The organism is Streptomyces sp. NPDC006476 (assembly GCF_040612015.1).
GTDB classification, from domain to species: domain Bacteria; phylum Actinomycetota; class Actinomycetes; order Streptomycetales; family Streptomycetaceae; genus Streptomyces; species Streptomyces griseorubiginosus_B.
This window is the reverse complement of record NZ_JBEXPK010000017.1, coordinates 1-22,661: the sequence shown is the minus strand read 5'-3', so window position 1 is coordinate 22,661 and position 22,661 is coordinate 1. Positions and strand designations below refer to the sequence as shown.

Here is a 22,661-nt window from a genome sequence, read left to right as displayed (position 1 = left end):
GCTCAGCTCCCCGTCGGCCGTACGAGTGCGGCCGCGGTGCGCAGCAGGATGCAGATGTCCTGCCACAGCGACCAGTTGTCGATGTACGCGTTGTCGAAGCGCGCCCGGTCCTCGATCGAGGTGTCGCCGCGCAGGCCGTTGATCTGGGCGAGTCCGGTGATCCCGGTCCGCATCCGGTGGCGGGCCGCGTAACCGGGGTAGTGCTGGCTGAACTGGGCGACGAAGTACGGTCGTTCGGGCCGCGGGCCGACCAGGCTCATGTCGCCCCAGAAGACGTTCCACAGCTGGAGCAGCTCGTCGAGCGAGGTGCGGCGCAGGAAGCGGCAGAACCACGACATGCGGTCCTCGTCGGCCACGCTCCAGCGGGTCGCCGACTCGTGCTCGTCGACCGGACGGTGGGTGCGGAACTTCAGCAGCGTGAAGGGGCGGCCGTCCTTGCCGATGCGCTCCTGCCGGAAGACCACCCCCGGCCCGTCGCTGACCCGCAGCACCACCGCGCACACCAGCAGCAACGGGCTGACCAGCAGCAGCAGCGTCCCGGAGACCAGCACGTCCAGCAGCCGCTTGCCGACGCTCCCGCGCCGTGGCCCGTGCCCCATGTCCAGCCGCCCGCAGGAGAACCCGGCGAGCTGGTCCCGGGTCGCGTACGACGGGGAGTCCGCGTCGACCTCCCACACCGTGCACCCCGACTCGGCGAGCGCCCGCAGCAGCGGTCCCTGCTCGGTCCGTACCGAGGGATGGACGGTGAGCACGTCCCCTACGCCGTTCTGGATGAGCGCCCGCTGTACTTCCTGACCGGTCGTCAGCACCGGTAGCCCGTCGGTGCCCTCGGTGCGCTCGGCCACGATGCCGACCGGCTGCACCCCGCAGCGGGGGTGCCGCAGGACGGCGGCGGCGACGCGCTGGGCGGTCGCCGCCGGGCCGATGACCAGGGCGGTGCGGGGGCGGCTGAGCAGGGCGGTCCGCCGGCGCCAGTGCACCAGGCCGCGGCCCGCGCAGTCCGCCGTCGACTGGAGCAGGAAGCCCAGCAGCAGGGTGCGGGCGGACAGCGCGTGCGCCGGGGCGTACGCCGCGACGAGCGCCGCGAGCGTCGCCCAGGTCACGGCGATCCGGCCGCAGACGACGGGGAGTTCGTCGAGGACGCCGGGGGCGTGGTGCGGGGGATGCGGCCGTAGCAGCACCGACGCGGCGACCAGGAGGGCCAGCAGCAGGGGGCCCTGCTCGACACCCGCGAACGCCACGGCGCCGAGGACCGCGGCGGTGACGTCGGCGGCGAGCAGCGGCACCGGGGAGGCGGGGCGCGCCGGAGGGCGGCCGGCCGGGAACCGGAAGCCGGCCGCGGCGGTGCGCGCGGGCATGACCGAAACGGGCGAGAACCCGATGTCCCGTGGCTGCCCGCCGGGCGAGGGGACGGTACTTTCCGCGGTCACGAGTGGATGGACTCCCTGTACTCGGAGGGCACGGCGGCAGCGGCGGACACGTCGCCGAGCAGGTCGCGGTACACGCCCGCCACCGCCTCGGCCGCGTGCCGCACGTCGTGCGTGGACAGGACGTGCCGGCGCCCCAGATGCCCGAGCGACTCCCGGAGCAACGGATCGAGCAGCAACGAGGACACGGTGTCGGCGAGTTCGCCCGGATCTCCCGGCGGGACGAGGCAACGGGGCGTGGGGACGGCCGCGGGGTTCCGGGAGTCGGTCGCGGGAGCGCCGTGGGGGCCCGCCGCGGAGGCGGCGGCCGGATCCTGGGAGCCCGCTCCCTGGCCGGGGCGACCGGGTGCCGGGGCAGGGTTCCTGTTTGCCGGATTCCTCAGGGGGCGGCGGGCCGGCCGCAGGGCCGGGGGCAGGCTTTCGCGGGCTCCGTCCACGTCCGTCAGGACCACCGGGCGGCCGCAGGCCATCGCCTCCAGCGGGGCGAGTGCCATGCCCTCCCAGCGCGAGGGCAGCACGACCAGGTCGGCGGCCTGGTACCAGGGCGCGGCATCGGGCACGGCCCCGGCGAAGACCACCGACTCGGGTGCGCGGGAGCGCAGTTCGTCGTGGTCCGGCCCGTCCCCGACCAGCACCAGCCGGGCCTCGGGGACCCGGTCCTGCACGGCGTACCAGGCGTCGAGCAGGACGTCCTGCCCCTTCTGTCGGCACAGCCGCCCCACGCACACCACCAGCGGGGCCGCCGCATCGACGTCCGGAAGCAGCGCGGCCCGTACGGTGTCGACGGCCGCGGGATGGAAACGCCCCGGATCGATGCCGTTCGGCACGACGGCCCAGTGGGCGGCGATCCCGGCGCGTGCGCCGGTCGCGCGCTCCGCCTCGCTCACACACACCACCCGGGACGCCCAGCGCGCCCCCCACCGCTCCCAGCGCAGCGCCAGCGCCGCCATGCACCCGTCGACCGCCTCGAACGACCAGGCGTGCGGCTGGAACACCGTGGGGACGCGCCCGCGCACCGCGAGCCGTCCGGCCAGGCCCGCCTTCGCGCTGTGCGCGTGCACCAGATCGGGCCGCGCCTTGGCGAGCACCCGCACCAGTCGGCGTACCTCTCGAACGAGTGTCGGGCCCGGCGAACGGGTCGCCCGCCAGGGGTGTACGTCGGCGCCGAGCGACCTCAGTTCGTCGGCGAGGCGGCTCGCGGGGCAGGCGACCGAGACATGCAGACCGGCCGCGAGCTGGGCCCGCGTCAGGTCCGTCACGACACGGGCGACCCCGCCGTCCACCGGCTGGGTGATGTGCAGGACCCGGGGCCGGGGGTCGGGTGCTGGCAGGTGCATTGCGCGGTTCCTCGCTCACGGGTGGCGCTCGGGCGTCCCGCTGGGGAACGAGCCGGACGGCCAGCTGGTCACCACCGAGCCGCGGAGCGATGCCGAGATCGAACAAACCTCGGGGAGCGGGAAGAGTGCGATCGGGTGGCTGTACAGGTGCGTCAGGAGGTGTGCAACTCTAGCCGCTATCCGTACGAACCAGATGAAACCGGACAAGTGTGTCGTATTGGTGAAGTTCGGCCTGTCGCCGGATCACCCCTTTGGCGGCACAACCCGCTCGCGCGCCACGCGTTGACACAGCGCCGGGTATCCGCCCGGATGTTTGTGTCAACCCCCAAGGAGCACCTCTCCATGTCGCGTATCGCGAAGGGCCTGGTCCTTACCACCGCCGCCGCCGCGGCGGTCGCCGGCGGTGCCGGTATCGCCTCCGCCGACTCCGACGCGCACGGCGTCGCCGCCCACTCCCCGGGTGTGCTGTCGGGCAACGTTGTCCAGGTCCCGATCCACGTCCCGGTCAACGTCTGCGGCAACACCGTCGACATCATCGGTCTGCTGAACCCCGCGTTCGGCAACGAGTGCGCCAACGACTGACGTCCCCGACGTCGCCGCCCCGCGCGCGGACTCCCTTCGCCGGCCGCCCTCCCGTGGTTCCTCCGTGGGTGAGCGGCCGGTTCGCGTTGCCCCGAACGGGGCCGTGCGGTTGCGGGGCGCGACGGCTGATCCCACGGTGGGCAGCAGGTCCCACGCACCACCGAAAGGAACACCCATGCGTGCTCTGCCGGCACGGCGTATCGCGTCCTGCGCACTCTGCGCCGCCCTTCTCGTCGCCGTCGCCGCGCCGGCCGCCCTGGCGGCCGACGGCGCTTCGGCCCGGGAGCAGCGTGCCCAGGCCGCGGCCCATGCGCCCGTCCCCGGCGCGGACGCGCTCCTCGACCAGGTCAAGAGCCTGGGCGACCTCGGCACCGTCCTCACCCCGGTCACCGACCTGCTCAACGCCGTCCTCAAGGCCGACAACGGCCAGCTCCCGGCCGCCGACGCCGGCACGCTCGGCAAGGCCGCCACCGACGCCCTCGCCAAGGTCTCCGCCGCTGTCCCCGCGGCGCCCGCGACCCCGGCCGCCCCGGTGAACCCCGCCCTGCCCGCGACCCCGGCCGCCCCCGCGAACCCCGCCGCCCCGGTGAACCCCGCCCTGCCCGCTCTGCCGACGCTCGCCAAGAACAGCGGTGACGCCAAGCCGCGGGCCGCCGCCGACCTCACCGGCGACGCCCTGGCCGCACTGCAGAAGGCGATCGACGCCCTGCTCCAGGCGGTCACCTCCGGGGACGTCAGCCAGGTGGTGCCGGCCGTCACGAGCGTGGTGACCGGGCTGGTCGACACCATCACCTCGACCCTGCTGGGCGGCAGCCTGCCCGCCGCCGACCTGCCGGGCCTGCCGGTGTCGACGCCCTCGCTGCCCGCGGCGCCGGCGCTGCCCGTCGAGTGACCCGGGGCGAGAGCCGAACTCGGCGGCCTTTCACATGAGGATGAGAAACGTTTTCTGCGCACGGGGTTTCCCTCCTGGGCGTGGATCGTTGGGCACGGCGTCAGAAATCCCCTGGTGACGTGAGTTGCCCGATGAAAGGAACCCGATGAAGTCCCTGAAGGCCGCCGCTGTCGTTGCTGGTACCGTCGCCCTCGCCGGCGCCGCCGCGCCCGCGTTCGCCTACAGCGCCTCGGACGTGACGCCCACCAGCCTCAACGGCGCCGTGAACACGCTCACCAGCGGGCACATCGAGCCCCGCGACGTGATGCCGCTGCAGCACCAGTCGAACGCCCTCGACACCGAGAACAAGGACTCCCTGCTCAACACCGTCAAGGGCGCGACGGGCGCGCTGAACAACAACGGCGGCCTGCTCGGCGGCCTGCCGCTCCAGCACTGAGTCCCGGCTGTTCGAGGCGGGTCCCTCGTTCGTGTGGAGAGGGCGGGGACCGTCCCCCGGTCGGGTGAGAAGCCGCCCGGCCGCCCTCCGGGCCGTCGATAAGGTCGCGCGGTGACCTCAACCTCAAGCGATACCCGCCCCCTCGGCCCCGCCGAACTGGGCACCCTCGTTGTGATGGCCTGGAGCGGCGAGGCCCCCGACGGCGACATGCCCTACCTGCTCGCCTACCCCCTCGGCGACGCCGCGGCCGGCCCCGAGGCCGCGTCGGCCGCCGTCGCCGAACTGCTGGGAGGCGTCGGCCTGCCCCTCGGCGGCGAGCTGACCGACGCCGCCGCCAGGCCGAGCCTGCCGCTGAGCCTGCTGGTCGAGGGCGGCCACGCCGTCGTCACCCTGCCCGGCTCCAACGCCCAGTGCACCCCGCCGCCGGAGTGGCTCGCCGCGGTCGCCAAACGGGGCTACGCCTACCTGGTGTTCACCACCCGCCCCTGGCCCGAGGCCGAGCCGGGCAAGCCCGTCGACCCGGAAGCCTTCGCCGCCTTCGCGGGCGCCGAGGAGACCCTGAACGCGGCGGCGCACGTCGTCCTCCCGGCCCGCAGGCTGCGCGGCTGACGGCGGTGGCCGCGGGGCAGGACGCGGCGCGGCGGGCGGGCACGGGCCCCGGGTTCGCCCTGCTGCTGGTGATCACGGGCGCGGCCGGACTGCTGGCCTCCTGGGTGATCACCCTCGACGAGTTCAAGCTGCTCGAGAACCCGCACTTCACACCGGGTTGCAGCCTGAACCCCGTGGTGTCCTGCGGCAGCGTCATGAAGAGCGACCAGGCCTCGGTCTTCGGGTTCCCCAATCCGATGCTGGGCCTGGTCGCCTACGGCATCGTCGTCTGCGTCGGCATGAGCCTGCTGGCCGGTGCCGTCCTTCCCCGCTGGTACTGGCTGACCTTCGACGCGGGATGCCTGTTCGGCGTGGGGTTCGTGACCTGGCTGCAGTTCGAGTCGCTGTACCGGATCGACGCGCTGTGCCTGTGGTGCTGTCTGGCGTGGGTCGCCACGATCCTGCTGTTCTGGTACGTCACCTCGTTTGCCGTCCTGCGCCGCTTCCTGCCCGCGCCCGGCTGGGCGAGGACGTTCCTCGGCGAGTTCACCTGGGTGCTCCCGCTGGCACACGTCGGAGTGATCGGCATGCTGGTGCTGACCCGCTGGTGGGACTTCTGGACAAGCTGACTACTGCTGCACCCGGGGGAATTGTGAACTGATGGCGCAGGCAGCCTCGTTACTCGGTACGCACACAGAGCCCGCCGAACCGCGAAAGGGACCGTACCCGAGATGAAGTCCACCACCCGAGGAACCCTCGCCGCCGTCCTCACCGGCGTCGCGGCCGCCGTCGGCGCCGCCGCGGCGACCCCCGCCGCCGCGATCGGCACGGTCCCCGTCCCCGTGCCGCTGGCGGGCGCCGAGCAGTCCCTGGGCATGGAACTGCCCAAGCTCGGCGGCGAGATCCCCCTGCCGACGCCGGGCCGGCCCGATGGGCCGCGGTACGTCGAGGGCCGGCTCATCCCGGAGCACGTCCTGCCGCAGCTGCCTGTCGCCGGCGGCCTGCCCGGCGCGGGCCTGCGCGCGCCCCTGCCACACGTCCTGGGCGACCGGTTCGACCACGTCGGTCTCTCCACCCCGGCCTCTGACGTGCGCACCCTCGCCCCGGGCCTGAACCTGGACGCCCCCCTGAGCCCGCCCAACCCGCGGAACGCCGGCCTGCCCGACCTGAAGCTGCCCGAGGCGGGCGTGCTGACCCCGGTCCTGCAGACGGTCCCCGGCGCGAACCTGGGCCTCGGCCCCGGCCTGTAGCCGAACGGCACACCCACCGGGCCCGGACCACCGCAACCGGTCCGGGCCCGCCCGCGTCCCCCCACCCGTCCACCGACTCCCCACGCCTCCTGTCCATACGGCGGCTTCCGCGGGCCGTTCCCATCCTTCGGCCCGCGCGGTGGGTGCGTGTCCGTCGGCTCCCGCGGTCCGTGTGCGTCCGTCGGCTCCCGCGCTCCTTGTCCATCCGCTGGCCTCCGCGGCCCGTGTGCGTCCGTCGGCCCCCACGCCCCGTGTCCATCTCTTGGCCCCTCGACGGTGACCGCACGGGGTGACGGCCGGTTAGCGCTTCGGAGGACCGAGCGAACCGGATCGGACGAGGAGCGAGTCATGGTTGTGAGTGCAGGCGGGGTGGCGGTGGGCGCGGAGGAGGAGCCGACGAGAGCCGGGACGCGGCGGGAGATGCTGCGGGGGCTGCTGGCGCCCGCGATGGCGCTGGCCCTCGCGCCCGTCGTCGCCGCCTCGCGGCCCGCGAGCGTGGAGCCCCGGCCCGGCCAGGAGGCCTTCGACGAGACCTACCACGGCCGGCGCATCCAGGGCTTCAGGACCGCCACCACCGCGATGGCGGCGCACCGCGCCGTCGGCGAGCACTGGCAGGTCACCGTCGACGGACGCCCGCTGCATCTGATGCGCCGGGCCGACGGCACCTGGCTGAGCATGGTCGACCACTACCGCTCGTACCCGACCCCCCTGGACGCCGCCCGCGCGGCCGTCGACGAGATGGGGCCCGGGGAGCATCTGCGGGACATGGCGCCGGGGCCGATGAGCGGCGAACAGACGGACATGGGGGGACATCTGCACATGGGGGGAGACCATGGCGTATACGCGTAAGGACGTCAGCAGGCTGACGAGCGCCGAGAAGCGGCGGTTCGTGAACGCGATGCTGGAGGTCAAACGGCGGGGGCAGTACGACGAGTTCGTGCGGACGCACATCGAGTACTACACCTCGGACGGGGAGGAGAGGCTGCGCGCCGCCCATATGACGCCCTCGTTCCTGCCCTGGCACCGCCGCTTCCTGCTGGAGCTGGAGAAGGCGCTGCGCAAGGTCGACTCCTCGGTGAGCGTCCCGTACTGGGACTGGACCCGCGACCGTACCGCGGCCTCGGCGCCCTGGACCGCCGACCTGCTCGGCGGGAACGGACGTATCACGGACCACCGGGTGATGACCGGGCCGTTCGCCTACGCGGCCGGACACTGGACCATCAAGGAGGGCGTCACCGACGGGAAGTTCCTGACCCGCGACCTCGGGCGGGCCCGTGACCCGATCGCGCTGCCGACGCGGAGCGAACTGGAGTCGGCGCTCGCCGAGCGGGTCTACGACGTCTCGCCCTGGGACTCCACCGTCACCAGGGGTTTCCGCAACAAGCTGGAGGGGTGGGGGACCGGGCGGGGCAGTGTCGCCTGGCGCAACCACAACCGGGTGCACCGCTGGGTCGGCGGCGCGATGCTCGGCGGCGCCTCAGTCAACGACCCGGTGTTCTGGCTCCACCACGCCTTCGTCGATCTGCAGTGGACCCGCTGGCAGGCCCGGCACAAGGGCGCTCGCTATCTGCCGGCCAAGCCGCCCGGCGTGGGTGACGAGCAGCACGGTCGGATCGTCGCCCGGCACGAGAAGATGCCGCCCTGGGACGTGACACCGGACCAGATGGAGGACGTCAGCCGGATCTACCGGTACGTCTGAGCGGCCCCGGACATGGGAAGAGCCCCGGTGCTCGAGGCGCCGGGGCTCTTCCGTGGGTGCGGGGGCGTCAGTTGCCGTACCCGTGGCCGCCGCTCTTGTCGTGGTCGTGGTCGCTGACGTTGGCGCAGCTGTTGCCGAAGGCCGGGTTCAGCAGGCCGATCACGTTGACGGTGTTCCCGCACACGTTGACCGGGATGTGGACCGGGACCTGGACGACGTTGCCCGACAGCACGCCTGGCGAGCCCACGGCCGCGCCCTGGGCACCGGCGTCGGCCATGGCCAGGCCGGCGCCGCTGACGACGACGGCACCGGTGCCGAGCGCGACGGCGGCCACCTTCGCGATGCGAGACATCACGTTCTCCTTCTGAATAGGCAAGTGCGCCGGCACCACTCGCCGTCGCACTCCCCCTTCAACGCCGAGCCTCGCGCAGAGTCACGGCGTTCATCGGTGCATCACCCTTTTTGAACACCCGCTCGCACGCCGTCGCTCCCCCTCATTCACCCAGCCGCCGCACCGGCTCCCCGTCCAGAAAGGCCCGGATGTCCTCGACGGCCTGCCCGTAGTACGTCTCGTAGTTCGCCCGCGACACATAGCCGAGGTGGGGCGTGGCCAGCAGCCGGGGCGCGGTGCGCAGGGGGTGGTCGGCGGGCAGGGGTTCGACGTCGAACACGTCCACGCCCGCGCCGGCGATACGGCCCTCGCGCAGCGCGGCCAGCAGGGCGTCCTGGTCGACGATGGCGGCGCGGGAGGTGTTCACCAGATAGGCGGTGGGCTTCAGCAGGGCGAGTTCGGCGGGGCCGAGCAGTCCGCGGGTGCGGTCGCTCAGGGCCAGGTGGACGGAGACGAAGTCGCTGGCGGCGAGCAATTCCTCCTTGGACGGGGCTAGTTCGACGCCCACCTCGTCGGCGTGCTCCTTGGTGAGGTTCTGGCTCCAGGCGCTGACGTGCATCCCGAAGGCGAGACCCACGTGCGCGACCCGGCTGCCGATCTTCCCGAGGCCCAGCAGGCCGAGCCGGCGGCCGTGCAGGTCGGCGCCGACCGTCTGCTGCCAGGGGCCGCCGGAGCGCAGGGCGTTGTTCTCCTCGACGATTCCGCGGGCCAGGCCCAGCAGCAGGGCCCAGGTCAGTTCGACGGGCGGGGTCGAGGAGCTCGCCGTGCCGCACACGGTGACGCCCCGCGCCTCGGCGGCGGCGTAGTCGATGACGCTGTTGCGCATGCCGGAGGCGACGAGGAGTTTCAAGCGCGGGAGGCGGGTGAGCAGAGAGGCGGGGAAAGGAACGCGTTCGCGCAGGGTGACGACGATGTCGAACTCGGCGAGCGCGGAAACCAGTTCGTCCTCGGAGGCGAAGTGCTCGGAGAAGGAGACGGTCTCCACCCGGTCGGCCACGGACGACCAGTCGGCGATCTCGGTCGCCACCTGCTGGAAGTCGTCGAGCACGGCGCAGCGCAGACGCACGGGGAATCCTTTCTTCGGTATGCCGGATACGGGTCGCTATGTCGAGTACAGGTCAGTTTTAAGGTTGCGCAAACCGAGAACCGTTACACTCGCCAGCCCGTACAGCCCATCCATCGAACCATCCAACCGGGGAGAGACATGGCGGGTCGGTTCCTGTCCGTACGGGCGCTGCTCGTGCCCGGTGTCCCGGCCGCCCTCGCGGTCGTCCTGCTGACCCTCGGGGTCGCCCTGTCCTTCTTCGACGGACGTCCCTACGTCGGCGGGGGACTGATCACGGCCGGACTGATCGCCGGGGCCGCGGCGGTCGGAGCGGCCGTCGGCGATGTCGCCTGGTGCCTGCTGGTGGGCGACCGGGAACTCCCCCGGCCGCAGGAGGAGTCCGTCGAGAGCGGTTCCGGCTGACGTCACGGCGACCGGTCGATGCCGGACGCCCCCGCGGGAGATCAGCCCGTCCGTTCGTCGGCCGTCCGGTCCAGCAGGTCGCGCAGCACCTGCTCGTCGTCCGCGGGCAGCGCGGTGACGAAGCGGGCCAGTACCGCGCGGCGGTCCCGCTCGCGGTCCAGCACCTTGCGCATCCGCAGTGCCGCTGGCCCCGCCTCGTCCCCGGCCGCCTCCCAGACGAAGGAGCGCCCCTCCCGGCGGCGGCTCACGGCCTGCTTCCCCAGCAGCCGGCTCAGCACGGTCATCACCGTCGTGTAGGCGAGGTCGTCGCCCAGGCGCTCCCGCACCCAGGCCGCGGTCACCGGGGCGTCGGCCGTCCGCAACACGGCGAGCACCTGCGACTCCAACTCGCCCTGCGCCCGGCGCGGGCGGCGCTGCTCCGGTTTCGCCATGGTCGCATCGTATAGAGGGGAGGGGGCGCGGGACCCGTGACCTCTACTCTCCTGTAGAGGTGAACGCGGCCCCTAGACTGGGACGGCTTGTCGGCTTGGGTGGGACGGGAGAGGGCTGTGGCAGCGGACATCGGTGGCTTCGAGGATCCGTCCGCCGAGGTACTGGCGGAGGCGGCCGCCGCCTTCGGACTGCTCGCGTCCTCGGCCCGGCTGCACATCGTGTGGGCGCTGGCCCAGGGCGAGAGCGACGTCACCCACCTTGCGGACCGGGTCGGCGGCGCGCTGCCCGCCGTCAGCCAGCACCTGGCCAAGCTGAAGCTCGCCGGGCTCGTGCGCTCCCGGCGGGAGGGGCGGCGGCAGATCTACTTCGTCGACGATCCCGACGTGGTGACCGTGGTGCGGGTGATGGTGGGTCAGCTGGCCGCGCGTGCCGAGGGCGACTCCAGGAGTCGAGGCCCCGTACGCAGTCTGCGCGGGGCCGGTGGCTGACAGCACGGCGGCCCCGGAACCGGCTCCGGGGGCGGGGTCTCCGGAAGCCGGACCGGGTGCGGAGGGCACGCCGGCCGGACCGGACGCCGAGAGCAAGTCGGCCGGACCGGACGTCGGGCGCGCACGGGTCGGGTCCTGGACGGAGCGCGTCCAGGACGACGGCGCCGAGGTGGGAGCTCCGGCCCGCGTCTCACCGAAGCGGCGTGCCCCGGCCGACGGCGGCGGTGCCGTCACCGTTCTGCAGACCCTCCGGCGTCTCGAGAGCGGCCCGCGGGGGCTGACCGAGGCGCAGGCCGAGGAGCGTCAGGGGCGGTTCGGGGCGAACACCTTGCCCGCGTACCGGGAGGCCTCCTGGGCGGCGACGGTGCTGCGCGGCACACGGGACCCCTTCACCGTCGTCCTGCTCTGCCTCGGGCTGGTGTCCGCGGTCGTCGCCTCCTGGGGCACCGCGTGTGTGATTCTGCTGCTTGTCGCGGTGAGCTGTGTGCTGCGGGCCTCCGGGGAGCACCGGGCCGACCGTTCGATGGCCGGGCTGCGCGGACTGGTCGCCAGTACCGCCACCGTCCTGCGCCGCGCCGAGGAGGACCTGCCGCCGGACGACCGGGAGATCCCGGTGGAGGAACTGGTGCCGGGGGACGTGATCCGGCTCGGCCCCGGCGACCTCGTACCGGCCGACGTACGGCTGCTGCGGGCGCAGGGGCTGACCGTCCACCAGGCCGCGCTCACCGGGGAGTCGGCGCCGGTGGCAAAGGACGCCGGTGACGGGTCCGCGGGCGGGGGCGGTGTCTTCGACCGGCCCGAGCTCTGCTTCCAGGGCAGCAGCGTCGCCGGCGGCAGCGCCACGGCGGTGGTCGTGGCGACCGGCGCGCGGACCAGGTTCGCCGCGGCCCACGGCCGTACGGAGCCCGGCCGGCAGGCCAGCGCCTTCGACCGGTCGGTGCACGGCATCTCCTGGATCCTCATCCGGTTCATGCTGCTCACCCCGCCGCTGGTCCTCATGGCCAACGCCGCCCTGCGCGACCGCGGCCTGGAGACCCTGCCCTTCGCCGTCGCCGTGGCGGTGGGGCTGACGCCGGAGATGCTGCCGGTCATCGTCACCATGTGCCTGGCACGCGGCGCCGCGCTGCTGGCCCGCGCCCACGGGGTGATCGTCAAGCGGCTGCCCGCGCTGCACGACCTCGGCGCCGTCGACGTGCTGTGCCTCGACAAGACCGGCACCCTCACCGAGGACCGCCCCGTCCTCGAGGGCGCCCTCGGCCCGGACGGCCACGACGACCCCGAGGTGCTGCGCTGGGCGGCGGTGAACGCCTGGTGGACCCTGCAACTCGCCGACCTGCCCGCCCCGGACGCCCTCGACGACGCCGTCCTGGACACCGCCGACGAGGACGCGATCATGGCGTACGACGGGGTGGCGGCCCTGCCCTTCGATCCCGTACGGCGCCTCGCGACCGCCGTCGTGCGCACACCGGGGCGGCTCGGCACGCACACCCTCGTCGTCAAGGGCGCCGTCGAGACCGTCCTCGCGCGCTGTGCGCTGGCGGACGAGGAGCGGGCGCGGCTGCTCGCGCGTGCCGCACGGCAGGCGGACGACGGGCTGCGGGTGCTCGCGGTCGCCACCGCCGAACGCCCCGCCCGGGCGCGCGAGTACACCCCCGCCGACGAACGCGGCCTTCAGTTCCGGGGCTTCGTCACGCTCAAGGACGCCCTCGCGCCCACCGCGGCCGCCGCCCTGCGGGGCCTCGCCGACCAGGGCGTCACCGTCAGGATCCTCACCGGCGACCACCCCGGCACCGCCGTACGCGCCTGCCGCGACCTGGGCGTCCGGGTGCCGGCCGACGGCGTCCTCACCGCGGACCAGGTCGACCGCCTCACCGACGCCGAACTCACCGAGGCCGCCGGGCGCACCGTCGTCTTCGCCCGCTGCGCCCCCGAGCACAAGGCCCGCGTCGCCACCGCCCTGCGCGCGGGCGGACACACCGTCGGCTACCTCGGCGACGGCGTCAACGACCTGCCCGCCCTGCGCGCGGCCGACGTCGGCATCGCCCCGCGCGACGCGGTGGCCGTCGCCCGGGAGAGCGCGGACGTGGTCCTCGCCGAGAAGGACCTCACCGCGATCGGGCACAGCGTCGCCGCCGGCCGCTACTCCGGCGGGAACATCGCCACGTACCTGCGCGTCACGCTCTCCTCCAACCTGGGCAACGTCATCGCGATGCTCGCGGCCGGTCTGCTGCTGCCCTTCCTGCCGATGCTGCCGGCCCAGGTGCTGGCGCAGAACCTGTTCTTCGACGCCGCCCAGCTGGCCTTCGCGCACGACCGGCCGCACCCCTCGGTGCTGCGCCGCCCGATCCTGCTGCGCCCGCGCGACCTGCTGCGGTTCATCACCGGCTTCGGCGTCCTCAACGCGGTCGCCGACCTCGCCACCTTCGGCGTGCTCACGCTCACCCTGCACGGGCCGGGCGGCCTGGACGATTCGGCGGTGTTCCACTCCGGCTGGTTCACCGAGAACCTCATCACCCAGGCCCTGGTGATGGTGCTGCTGCGCGCCGGGCGCGACACGGCGGGGCGGCTGCCGGGGCCGGTCGGATGGGCGGCCGGCGCGCTGGCCGCCGTAGGACTGCTGCTGCCGGTGACCCCGCTCGGCTCGCTGCTGGGACTGACCCCGCTGCCACCCCTTTATTACCTGCTCCTGGCCGCTGTCCTCGCGCTCTACACCGGCGGGCTGGTGGCTGTCAGGAAGCTGCCATGGTTGTACAGTTGCGCAACATAGCAACCATGGCGAAGAGAATGAAGAGAATGGGGTGGGCGGGATGCTCCGGAACGGGCTCGAGCCCTGGCACCTGCTGATCGTGGCGATCATGATCATTCTGTTGTTCGGGTCGAAGAAGCTGCCCGAGGCCGCCCGCGGACTGGGCAAGTCGATGCGCATCCTCAAGAGCGAGGCCAAGGCCATGAAGGAGGAGAGCGCCCCGCAGGCCTCCGCCTCCGCCGTGCCGACCGCCGCCGAGCCGGTGACGCCGGGAACCGTGACACCGGGAACCGCCGTGCCGGGTCCCGGCGTTGGTGACATGTGACGACTTGAGGCTGGGAGCGGGGAGGAAGAGCCGTGGGAGTTTCCCTGGGCAAGGGCGGGAACGTCTCGTTGAGCAAGGAGGCGCCGGGACTGAGCGCGGTCCTGGTCGGTCTGGGGTGGGACGTGCGCACCACGACCGGCGCGGACTACGACCTGGACGCGTCGGCGCTGCTGCTGAACGCTTCCGGGAAGGTCGCCTCGGACCTGCACTTCGTCTTCTACAACAACCTGACCAGCCCGGACGGTTCGGTCGAGCACACCGGTGACAACCTCACCGGTGAGGGCGAGGGCGACGACGAGAGCATCAAGGTCAACCTCGCCGCCGTACCCGCGGAGATCGACCGGATCGTCTTCCCGGTCTCCATCCACGACGCGGACGTGCGCGGCCAGAGCTTCGGCCAGGTCCGCAACGCCTTCATCCGGGTGGTCAACCAGGCCAACGGCCAGGAGATCGCGCGCTACGACCTCTCAGAGGATGCCTCCTCGGAGACGGCCATGCTCTTCGGGGAGCTGTACCGGCACGGCGGCGAGTGGAAGTTCCGCGCCGTCGGACAGGGCTACGCCTCCGGACTGCGCGGCATCGCCTCCGACTTCGGCGTCAACGTCTGACGCGGGCGGTACCGGATCCGGCGGGGGACCCACGGGCGGCGCGGGTCCCCCGCCGGCCAGGTGAGAAGCGAGTGTGGCGTAGACCACCTGCCATCTCAGCAACAGTTGCTATATTGCGCAATCATCCGAGCCCAGGGCTCCGCCCTGACGTACGCCGCAGCGTAGGGAGTGGGAGTTGAGCGACCCCTGGGGTGAAACCCGCGGCCGATCGGCCACTCGTGACCGCTCGGCCGGCGTTCCCCGCCAACGTGGAGATACATCCGGGCGGCCGGGCGGGACGGACGGCGGACCTCCGCAGGCGCCGTACGGCGGCCGGGCGGCCGCCCGCCAGGCGGCCCGGTCCCGCGGGCGCGGAGGGGGGCGGCGCGCCAAGCCGGTGGCCCGGCGCAAACGCCTCGCACGCATAGCCCTGCTCACGGTCTCGGCGCTGATCCTGGTCACCGCGGGCGCCGGCGCCTGGCTGTACGAGCACCTCAACGGCAACATCAACAGCGTCTCGCTCGACGGCAAGGGCGGCTCGGAGAAGGCGGACGCCTTCGGTCGCACCCCGATCAACCTCCTGGTCATCGGCTCGGACGGCCGGAACAACGCGGCCGACTGCAAACTCGGCGGCGGCTGCGGCTCGGCCGGCTCCACCGTCGGCCACAACGCGGACGTGGAGATGGTGGTGCACGTCTCCGCCGACCGCTCCAACGCCACCGTGATGAGTGTGCCGCGCGACACGATGACCCAGGTCCCCGCCTGCAAGGACCCGGACAGCAACCAGTCCACGCCCGGCTACTACGGCCAGATCAACAGCGCCCTGCAGTACGGCCCGGCCTGCCAGGTCGCCACCGTCCACCAGCTCACCGGCATCACCATCGACCACTTCGTGATGCTCGACTTCGCGGGCGTGGTGAAGATGTCCGACGCGGTAGGCGGCGTCTCGGTGTGCGTCAGCGACAACGTGTACGACACCTACTCCCACCTCAAGCTCGCCAAGGGCACCCACACCCTCAAGGGCGACGCGGCCCTGGAGTTCGTCCGCTCCCGGCACGGCTTCGGCGACGGCAGCGACCTGGGCCGTACGGTCTCCCAGCACCTCTTCCTGTCCGCGATGATCCGCAAGTTCAAGAGCGCGGGCACGCTGGCGAACCCGGCGAAGGTCTACTCCCTGGCGGACGCGGCGACCAAGGCGCTGACCGTGGACGACGGCCTGGGCAATGTGACCAAGCTGATCGATCTGGCGACGGATCTCAACAAGGTGCCGTCGAAGCGGATGACGTTCACCACGATGCAGACCGCGGCCGACCCCACCAACGCCAACCGTGTGGTGCCGGCCGCCGCGGCTAAGCAGCTGTTCGCCACCATCGCCAACGACCAGTCGCTGTCCTCCGCCGGCAGCGGCAAGAAGAAGTCCTCCGCGTCCCCGTCCGCTTCGGCCGCGGCCACCGTGCCCGCCTCCCAGGTCACGGTCCAGGTGGAGAACGGCACCACCACCGGCGGACGCGCGTCCCTGGTCGCCAATGGCCTGATCGCCAAGGGCTTCGGCTCGGGTACCACCTCGGGCAACGCACCGGAGCAGTCCACGAGGACGACCGTCACCTACGGCCCCGGACAGAAGGCCGAGGCCCAGACCGTCGCGTCCGCGATCGGCCTGCCCGCCTCGCACCTCACCCAGGGCAGCACGAGCGGCGTCGTCCTGGTCATCGGCAGCGACTGGCCGAGCGGCACGACCTACGGCTCCTCCGGTTCGGGCGGTTCGTCGGCGGCCCCCGCCGACACCCACGCGGCCGTCGCCGACGCCCACGCCCAGACAGCCGACGGCGCGAAGGGCTGCGCCAAGGTCAGCCCCTACAAGACGGTACAGATCAACGGAGTACCGATGACCCCGAGCCAGGCCTACGCGGCAGCGAGCGGGCGGAAGGATTCGGCGTCGTAAGGGGTGCCGGGTGGCTGTCGGGTCGGGGCATCGGCTTCGGGGTGCTTCGGGGCGGTGCTGCTGTCGGGGCGGGTCGGGGTGCCGGTGGTGCTCGGTGGTTCAGCCCGTAGGGCTCGTGTCGGTGCGTTCGGCGTAGTCCGCGTTCGCGAGGGGGATGCGGTTCAGGTACTCCTCGGGGATGTGGAAGGCGTCCACCAGGGTCATCAGATGCGGGGACAGCGCGGCGACGACCGACTCCGTGGTGCTGTGCAACGACGTCACGTGCTCGGCAGACATCAGGCCTGCGGCGAGCAAGTCACCGGTGTGTTCGCGGAGTTGGTCGAGCAGGAACAGCCGGCACAGGTTCTCCAGCAGGAACCGGGCACGCGCGTGCGTGGTGCGCGCGGCGGCGGCCCGCAGGGCGTCGGCCGCCTGCAGCCGCGCGTGCAGGGAGACCATCTCCAGGGCCGCACCGGAGGTCTCGTTCCAGCGGCCCAGCGGATCACCGGAGGGGCCGCCGCGCAGCGCCTCCCGGGCCCGCCGCTGCCAGATCCGCTCGGCCGAGGCCAGCAGGTCCCGTAGGAAACCCAGGTCACCGAGGTCCCGGCCGACGGGCAGGACGGGGGTCGCCGGTCCCGACTCATGGCCGAAGACCATCTCGGACGCGGCCTTCAGCCAGATGACCAGGTTGTCGCCCTCCGCCGTGATGCCGCCCTCGACGTTGCCGGGCAGTTCCGACAGTCCGTTCGCCGGGAACAGCCCCTGCGCACCGCACCGTTCGCGGCACTCGACGGTGATCTCCCGGGCCTGCCAGGTGATCCACCCCTTGGCGACGGCGATCAGCCGCTCCAGCCGCTCGTGTTCCTCGCGGTCGGTCTCGTCGTGCGTCACCCACCTGTCGACCACCGAGCGCTGCAGGAAGGTCATGGCGTAGGCGGTCGCGAGCGAGCGCAGCAGCCTGCCGTGGTGGCTGCGGTGCGCGGTGAGCGGGACCCGCTGCCCGGCCCGGGTGCCGCTGATGTGCCGGTGGTGGGCGTAGCGGGTGGCGATCGTCAGCGCGGCCCGCGCCATGCCGAGCGTGCCGGCGCTCATGCACAGCTTGCCCACGGTGACGCGGCCGACGGAGCGGAGGAAACGTTTACGCCGGTTGCCGAGACTGCTGGTGAGCCTGCCGTCCGCGTCCAGCCGCCCGTGCTCGGCCTCCAGCATGGCCTCGCGGTCCAGCCTGACCTGGTCGAAGGCGGTGAGGCAGTGGTCGACTGGGGTGCCCGTGCGCTCCGCGAGCGGACGGACCCGTACGCCCGGCAGATGGCCCCGTTCGTCGCTGAGCGGTGTGAGAAAGAGGAAGACGCCCTGGTCCTCGCCATCCACCAGAAGCCGCGCCGCGACGACGGCGGTCTTCGGGCCGCCGGTCAGGCTGGTGTTGGGCATGAACTTCTGCGCGCCCGGGACCGGAGTGTTCAGCACGAAGCCGCCGGTCTCCCGGTCGAACACCGCCTCCGTCCGCAGCGCCGCCACGTCGTTGCCGTGCTCCAGCTCGGTGCACAGGAACACCCCGGTACGCCGCAGCGAGGTGAAGTCGGACAGCTCGCGCCGGTCGCCGTCGTGATCCAGCAGACTGCCCAGGAAGAGGTTGTAGTGAATGCTGGCGACCGTGCACAGCCCGCCGTCCACGAAGCCGGTCCACTCGTGCAGCGCGGTGAGCCGGCGCGTGTCCTGCACCAGGGTGCGGGCGTCCCCCGCGGCGTCGTTCACCAACCCCAGCCGACGGTACGACAGTTCGGCGCGCTCCTGCGGAGTCAGACCCGGGCGGTGGGCGAAGGCCTCGTCGGTGATCAGGCGCCGCCAGGTGCCGTGGACGCGATCGCGCTCGTCGCTCTTGTCGCTCTCGTCTCTCTCGAATCCCTCGAATCTCTCGAAAAGCAGTCCGGTGAGTTCGTCGAGGACACTGCCTCCTGCCGGTGCTGCCGCATGCGGGGGCGAAACCGACTCTTTCGCGGGCTCTGAAACAGTCGCGGTCGCGTTCCCGAAGGATGCCCTGGTGGGGCGGAACATCCGAATACCCCCAGTTTGAGTGCCAGTTCAGACGGTGTGGGGTGCCGCTGGACCGGAAACTTACGGACCGAACGGTTTGGTTTTCAAGTCTTGTAAAACCGGGGAGGTGGTTTTATTCTCCGGGAGATGTGAGCTCGGTCGGTTCGCGCAGAGGGCACGGAGGCAGGCAGTGGCACAGCAGGATCGGGCGATCCGGACGCGCAGGAAGATCATCCTGGCGGCGGCCGAACTCTTCGACGAGGTCGGCTACGAGGCGGCGACGATCGCCGAGGTCCTCAAGAAGTCCGGGGTGACCAAGGGCGCGCTGTACTTCCACTTCGCCTCCAAGGAGGAGCTGGCCCAGGAGGTGCTGGCGGGCCAGGTCGCCGCGCTGCCCCCGGTGCCGCCGCGGGACCTCGCCCTGCAGCAGACCCTGGACGAGGCACTGCTGTTCGCCCATCTCCTGCGCCTCGGCGACCCGATGGTGCGCGGCAGCGTCCGGCTCACCGTGGAGCAGGGCGGCCCGCACGACGGCCTGGACCGGCGCGTGCCGATGCAGGGCTGGATCGACCACAACCTCGAGGTCCTCACCCAGGCCAAGGCGGCCGGCGAGCTGCTGCCGCACGTGGACATCGCCTCGACGGCCACCCTCTTCACCGGCTCCTTCACCGGCGTCCAGGTGCTGTCGAAGATACTGACCGGCCACGCCGACATGGTGGACCGGGTCACGGACCTGATGCGCACTCTCATGTCCGCCATTGCGGTCCCCAGCGTCCTGGTACGGCTGGACTTCGCCCCCGACCGCGCGGAGCGGGTGTACGAGGAGGCCCTGCGCCTGCGCGACGAACCGGCGGCAGCTGCGACGGTGTGACACCGACGGGGGTCACGGGGGCGGTGTGATGCCGACGGGGGGCAACGGGGCAGGCATGATGCCGACGGGGTCACGGAGCGGTGTGACGCCGACGGCGGTCACGGGAGCGGTGTGATGCCGACGGGGGTCACGGGAGCGGTGTGATGCCGACGGGGGTCTCTGCGGGGCGGGAAGTTGGCGCGCGGGCCGGGGCCGGGGGCAACGCATGGACGACCGAACGGAGTACAGGGTGACGAAGGCGATCTCCGGCGCGTACGTGCTGGACGTGACCGGCCGGGACCTCGCCGCCGAGGCCGCGCTGTTGCGTGAACGGGGCCCGGCCGTCGAGGTCGAACTGCCGGGCGGCGTACGGGCGTGGGCGGTCGTACGGCAGAGCTGGGTGGAGCGGCTCCTGGTCGACCCCCGGGTCTCCAAGGACGCCCGGCGCCACTGGCCCGCCTTCGCCGAGGGGCGCATCACCCCGGACTGGCCCCTGTTCCCCTGGGTGGCCAACGAGAACATGCTCTTCGCCTACGGTGCCGAACACGCGCGGCTGCGCAGGCTCGTCGCCGGCGCCTTCACCGCGCGGCGCACCGCCGAACTGGCCGGCCGCGTCGAGGAACTCGCCGCCTCGCTGCTGGACGCACTGGCCGCGAGCACGGACGAGGAGCCGGTCGAACTGCGGTCCGCCTACGCCGAGTTGCTCCCCCTGCAGGTGGTCTGCGAACTGTTCGGCCTCGCCGAGGGGCCGTCGAGGGACGAACTCTGCGGCGCACTGCGCATGGTGTTTTCCTCCAGCGCCTCGGCGCAGACCATCGAGGATGCCCGAGCCACCGCGTTCCGCCTGCTGGCCGAACTGGTGGCCGCCAAGCGCCAGAACCCGGGCGACGACCTGACCTCCTCCCTCATAGCCGCCCGCGACGACGGGGACCGGCTCACCGAGAACGAACTGCTCGGCACCCTCTTCCTGATGATCGCCGCCGGCCAGGACACCACCTCGACGCTCATCGTCAACGCGGCGGGCGCGCTGCTGACCGACCCCGCCCAGCTGGAACACGTCCGGGTGGGCCGGGCGAGCTGGGACGACGTGGTCGACGAGACCATGCGGGTGCACAGTCCGGCCGCCTACTCGCCGATGCGTTTCGCGGTGGAGGACATCCACCTGGGCGGCGTGCGGATCAGGCGCGGCGACCCCATCCTCGTCTCCTTCGCGGCCGGCGGACTGGAGACCGACCGCCACGGCGAGGACGCCGCCCGCTTCGACCTCCTGCGCACCGACCGGGACGTCCTCGGCTTCGGACACGGCACCCACCGGTGCCTCGGGGCCCCGCTGGCCGTCCTGGAGGCCACGGTCGCCCTCCGCTCCCTGTTCGAACGCTTCCCCGGCCTGACGCTGGCGTGCGCCCCGGAGGACCTGCGCCCGCTGCCGACCTTCCTCCTGAACGGCTTCGGCAGGCTGCCGGTGGTGCTGCGCCCCTAGGCGTCCCCTAGGCGGGCGCGGCGCCACGGTCCGTACGGACGCCAGCACTACAAACCGCCACAGCGGTTTGTTATGCTCGACTCCTGATGGCGAACCCTGGAGAGTGACGAGCTCATGGCCATGCAGGAACGCGCGATCCGTACGCGTAACGCCCTCATCAAGGCTGCGGCCGAACTGTTCGACCAGGAGAGCGCGGCGTCTGTCCCGCTCGCGGCCATCAGCGCCAAGGCCGGTGTCAGCAACGGGGCGTTGCACTTCCACTTCCCCAACAAGGCGGCCCTCCTGGACGCGGTGGTCGTCGCGGCCGAGGCCCGGCTGTGCCGGATCACCCGCCCCCGGGAGGCGCGCCCCGTGCAGGCCCTCATCGACGCCAGCCACGACCTCGTCCAAGGGCTCGGCCGGGACGTGGTGCTCCGCGTCGGTTTCCGGCTCAGCGCCCGTGGCGAGAGCTCCGAGTCGGCGCCGGACCTGTGGCGGGACTGGCAGCGCTGGGTCGAGGCCACGCTGGCCCGCGCGGAGGCCGAGGGGGCCCTGATCTCCGAGGCCGCGTCCAAGGAGGTCTCGGCGGTCGTGGTGGCCGTGGCGGCCGGGCTCCAGGCCCGCGGCGAGAGCGATTCCCGCTGGCTGGAACGGGGGGTGCTGACCCGCTTCTGGGCACTCGTACTGCCACGGCTGGTGGGCGCGTCGGCACGGCACCGGTTCAGTGCGGCGGGAGGCGGACAGGTGCTTCAGGGGGTCCCTCGGGCACAGGGGGCGTGAGAGTGCGGTCGGGCTGGTCTGCCGGCTCAGCGGAGCTTCGGGTGCCGTGCCGTAAGGAGTGGGCGAGGGCGCGGGACCAGTGCCGGGACGCGGGCGCGATAGGCCTCGTACTCCGCACCGAACCGCTCCGCCATCAGCCCGTCCTCAATCCTGACCCGGCGCAGCAGCCAGGGGAGGGCGGCGGCCAGGAACAGGATCCATATGCCGAAGCCGTCGGCCAGCATGCCGCCGACGATCAGCCCGAGCAGCCCGGCGTATATGGGGTGGCGGACCAGGCGGTACGGGCCGTCGGTGCGCAGCTCATGGTGCTCTCGCACACTCGGGACGCCGGCCCACATGGTGCCCAGAACCCAGCGGGCCCACAGCAGCAGCGCGGTGGAGGCGACGGCGAGCACGGCACCGAGCACGGCGAGCTCCGGCTGCCAGTACTGCAGGTGGCGCCAGAAGGAGTGCGGGGTGCGCCCGGCCAGCGTGAAGAAGACGAAGATCCCCGCGATCAGCAGCGCCCGGCGGGGCATCGTACGCCGCACGTCACGAGCCCAGCCGCCGCCCGGTCCGGCCCGGCTCTTGGCACCGAAGTACACGGCGCCCGCGATCCAGGCCACGACGAAGACCAGAACGCAGAGGCCGACGAGGGCGACGAGTGCGGAATGAAGCGATTCCATGCCTCCAGCCTGCGCCGCCCACCCCGCCGCCACCACCACCCACGGGTAGAACCCGGTCCCCACCCACGGGTGGAGATCACGCCTGGGCGAAGCGCCCCTGGCACGACTGCGAACCCGCGGTCCATCAGTTCCTTGACACCGATTCGACCCCCAGTGCCCTGGCGGATCTGTACGGTTCGAACAACGCACATGTCGGTGACTGACCGTGGGGGGGGGTGCCTCTATGTCCTTCGTCAAGGCACCCCTGCTGGGTTTGGGGTGATTCGGTCTTGTTGGGGTTATGCGGCGAGCTCGACGTCCGCGG

Annotated in this window: 24 protein-coding genes; 17 read left to right on the top strand and 7 right to left on the bottom strand. The window is 72.4% G+C overall.

Features of this window, described 5'->3' with window-relative positions; all coding sequences use genetic code 11:
- Window positions 1–2 precede the first annotated feature (2 nt).
- Both ABZZ74_RS20395 and ABZZ74_RS20390 read right to left on the bottom strand, forming a co-directional pair.
- Window positions 3–1,430, bottom strand: a complete 1,428-nt coding sequence (locus ABZZ74_RS20395; protein WP_356766785.1) for an exopolysaccharide biosynthesis polyprenyl glycosylphosphotransferase — start codon at window positions 1,428–1,430, stop codon at window positions 3–5.
- On the bottom strand, window positions 1,427–2,764 hold the full coding sequence (locus ABZZ74_RS20390) for a glycosyltransferase (RefSeq protein ID WP_356766783.1): 1,338 nt from the start codon (window positions 2,762–2,764) through the stop codon (window positions 1,427–1,429). Before ABZZ74_RS20390 ends, ABZZ74_RS20395 begins: the two co-directional genes overlap by 4 nt.
- A gap of 342 nt (window positions 2,765–3,106) precedes the next feature.
- Here ABZZ74_RS20390 and ABZZ74_RS20385 point away from each other — a divergent pair, with 342 nt between their 5' ends.
- The 8 genes from ABZZ74_RS20385 to ABZZ74_RS20350 all read left to right on the top strand — a co-directional run bounded on the left by ABZZ74_RS20385 (window position 3,107) and on the right by ABZZ74_RS20350 (window position 8,211).
- Window positions 3,107–3,346, top strand: coding sequence for a chaplin (locus ABZZ74_RS20385; protein ID WP_208785649.1), 240 nt, complete (start codon window positions 3,107–3,109; stop codon window positions 3,344–3,346).
- A 175-nt stretch (window positions 3,347–3,521) separates the two neighbouring features.
- Complete coding sequence (locus ABZZ74_RS20380; protein ID WP_356766781.1) at window positions 3,522–4,238, top strand: hypothetical protein; 717 nt, start codon at window positions 3,522–3,524, stop codon at window positions 4,236–4,238.
- Window positions 4,239–4,383: 145 nt separating this feature from the next.
- Window positions 4,384–4,674: a hypothetical protein gene (locus tag ABZZ74_RS20375; RefSeq protein ID WP_356766779.1), complete on the top strand. Its 291-nt coding sequence runs from the start codon at window positions 4,384–4,386 to the stop codon at window positions 4,672–4,674.
- A 111-nt stretch (window positions 4,675–4,785) separates the two neighbouring features.
- Complete coding sequence (locus ABZZ74_RS20370; RefSeq protein ID WP_356766777.1) at window positions 4,786–5,283, top strand: DUF5949 family protein; 498 nt, start codon at window positions 4,786–4,788, stop codon at window positions 5,281–5,283.
- Window positions 5,284–5,288: 5 nt separating this feature from the next.
- Window positions 5,289–5,891, top strand: a complete 603-nt coding sequence (locus tag ABZZ74_RS20365) for a vitamin K epoxide reductase family protein (protein WP_356766775.1) — start codon at window positions 5,289–5,291, stop codon at window positions 5,889–5,891.
- 102 nt (window positions 5,892–5,993) lie between these two features.
- Entirely contained in the window at window positions 5,994–6,512 is a 519-nt protein-coding gene (locus ABZZ74_RS20360) for a hypothetical protein (protein ID WP_356766773.1), read from the top strand.
- A gap of 348 nt (window positions 6,513–6,860) precedes the next feature.
- Window positions 6,861–7,361, top strand: coding sequence for a tyrosinase cofactor (locus ABZZ74_RS20355; RefSeq protein ID WP_356766771.1), 501 nt, complete (start codon window positions 6,861–6,863; stop codon window positions 7,359–7,361).
- Window positions 7,345–8,211 carry a tyrosinase family protein gene (locus ABZZ74_RS20350; protein ID WP_356766769.1) on the top strand — a complete coding sequence of 289 codons (867 nt, stop codon included), beginning with the start codon at window positions 7,345–7,347 and terminating at the stop codon, window positions 8,209–8,211. The genes ABZZ74_RS20355 and ABZZ74_RS20350 overlap by 17 nt, the downstream gene beginning before the upstream one ends.
- A gap of 67 nt (window positions 8,212–8,278) precedes the next feature.
- Here the strand turns inward: ABZZ74_RS20350 and ABZZ74_RS20345 are convergent, their stop codons facing one another.
- Both ABZZ74_RS20345 and ABZZ74_RS20340 read right to left on the bottom strand, forming a co-directional pair.
- The gene (locus ABZZ74_RS20345) at window positions 8,279–8,563 is read right to left on the bottom strand and encodes a chaplin (protein WP_356766767.1); all 285 of its coding nucleotides are present in this window, start codon (window positions 8,561–8,563) and stop codon (window positions 8,279–8,281) included.
- Between the two features lie 142 nt (window positions 8,564–8,705).
- Window positions 8,706–9,668, bottom strand: coding sequence for a D-2-hydroxyacid dehydrogenase family protein (locus ABZZ74_RS20340; RefSeq protein WP_356766765.1), 963 nt, complete (start codon window positions 9,666–9,668; stop codon window positions 8,706–8,708).
- Window positions 9,669–9,806: 138 nt separating this feature from the next.
- On the opposite strand from ABZZ74_RS20340, the gene ABZZ74_RS20335 reads away from it, so the two are divergent.
- A complete protein-coding gene (locus ABZZ74_RS20335; protein WP_356766763.1) occupies window positions 9,807–10,070 on the top strand; it encodes a hypothetical protein in 264 nt (87 codons plus the stop codon).
- Window positions 10,071–10,111: 41 nt separating this feature from the next.
- Here the strand turns inward: ABZZ74_RS20335 and ABZZ74_RS20330 are convergent, their stop codons facing one another.
- Window positions 10,112–10,501 carry a BlaI/MecI/CopY family transcriptional regulator gene (locus ABZZ74_RS20330; protein WP_356766761.1) on the bottom strand — a complete coding sequence of 130 codons (390 nt, stop codon included), beginning with the start codon at window positions 10,499–10,501 and terminating at the stop codon, window positions 10,112–10,114.
- Between the two features lie 117 nt (window positions 10,502–10,618).
- On the opposite strand from ABZZ74_RS20330, the gene ABZZ74_RS20325 reads away from it, so the two are divergent.
- The 5 genes from ABZZ74_RS20325 to ABZZ74_RS20305 all read left to right on the top strand — a co-directional run bounded on the left by ABZZ74_RS20325 (window position 10,619) and on the right by ABZZ74_RS20305 (window position 16,590).
- A complete protein-coding gene (locus ABZZ74_RS20325; protein WP_356766759.1) occupies window positions 10,619–10,990 on the top strand; it encodes a metalloregulator ArsR/SmtB family transcription factor in 372 nt (123 codons plus the stop codon).
- A 169-nt stretch (window positions 10,991–11,159) separates the two neighbouring features.
- The gene (gene mgtA / locus ABZZ74_RS20320) at window positions 11,160–13,757 is read left to right on the top strand and encodes a magnesium-translocating P-type ATPase (protein ID WP_356767042.1); all 2,598 of its coding nucleotides are present in this window, start codon (window positions 11,160–11,162) and stop codon (window positions 13,755–13,757) included.
- Between the two features lie 40 nt (window positions 13,758–13,797).
- On the top strand, window positions 13,798–14,061 hold the full coding sequence (tatA, locus tag ABZZ74_RS20315; protein WP_356766757.1) for a Sec-independent protein translocase subunit TatA: 264 nt from the start codon (window positions 13,798–13,800) through the stop codon (window positions 14,059–14,061).
- 32 nt (window positions 14,062–14,093) lie between these two features.
- Window positions 14,094–14,669 carry a TerD family protein gene (locus tag ABZZ74_RS20310; protein ID WP_356766755.1) on the top strand — a complete coding sequence of 192 codons (576 nt, stop codon included), beginning with the start codon at window positions 14,094–14,096 and terminating at the stop codon, window positions 14,667–14,669.
- 175 nt (window positions 14,670–14,844) lie between these two features.
- Window positions 14,845–16,590 carry an LCP family protein gene (locus tag ABZZ74_RS20305; RefSeq protein WP_356766753.1) on the top strand — a complete coding sequence of 582 codons (1,746 nt, stop codon included), beginning with the start codon at window positions 14,845–14,847 and terminating at the stop codon, window positions 16,588–16,590.
- 99 nt (window positions 16,591–16,689) lie between these two features.
- Here ABZZ74_RS20305 and ABZZ74_RS20300 read toward each other — a convergent pair whose 3' ends face one another.
- A complete protein-coding gene (locus ABZZ74_RS20300; protein WP_356766751.1) occupies window positions 16,690–18,624 on the bottom strand; it encodes an acyl-CoA dehydrogenase in 1,935 nt (644 codons plus the stop codon).
- 169 nt (window positions 18,625–18,793) lie between these two features.
- Here ABZZ74_RS20300 and ABZZ74_RS20295 point away from each other — a divergent pair, with 169 nt between their 5' ends.
- The 3 genes from ABZZ74_RS20295 (at window position 18,794) to ABZZ74_RS20285 (ending at window position 21,692) form a co-directional block, all read left to right on the top strand.
- Entirely contained in the window at window positions 18,794–19,474 is a 681-nt protein-coding gene (locus ABZZ74_RS20295; RefSeq protein ID WP_356766749.1) for a ScbR family autoregulator-binding transcription factor, read from the top strand.
- A gap of 205 nt (window positions 19,475–19,679) precedes the next feature.
- Window positions 19,680–20,933: a cytochrome P450 gene (locus ABZZ74_RS20290; RefSeq protein WP_356766747.1), complete on the top strand. Its 1,254-nt coding sequence runs from the start codon at window positions 19,680–19,682 to the stop codon at window positions 20,931–20,933.
- Between the two features lie 114 nt (window positions 20,934–21,047).
- On the top strand, window positions 21,048–21,692 hold the full coding sequence (locus tag ABZZ74_RS20285) for a helix-turn-helix domain-containing protein (RefSeq protein WP_356766745.1): 645 nt from the start codon (window positions 21,048–21,050) through the stop codon (window positions 21,690–21,692).
- Between the two features lie 26 nt (window positions 21,693–21,718).
- On the opposite strand, the gene ABZZ74_RS20280 is transcribed toward ABZZ74_RS20285, so the two are convergent.
- Window positions 21,719–22,357, bottom strand: a complete 639-nt coding sequence (locus ABZZ74_RS20280; RefSeq protein ID WP_356766743.1) for an isoprenylcysteine carboxylmethyltransferase family protein — start codon at window positions 22,355–22,357, stop codon at window positions 21,719–21,721.
- Between the last annotated feature and the right edge of the window lie 304 nt (window positions 22,358–22,661).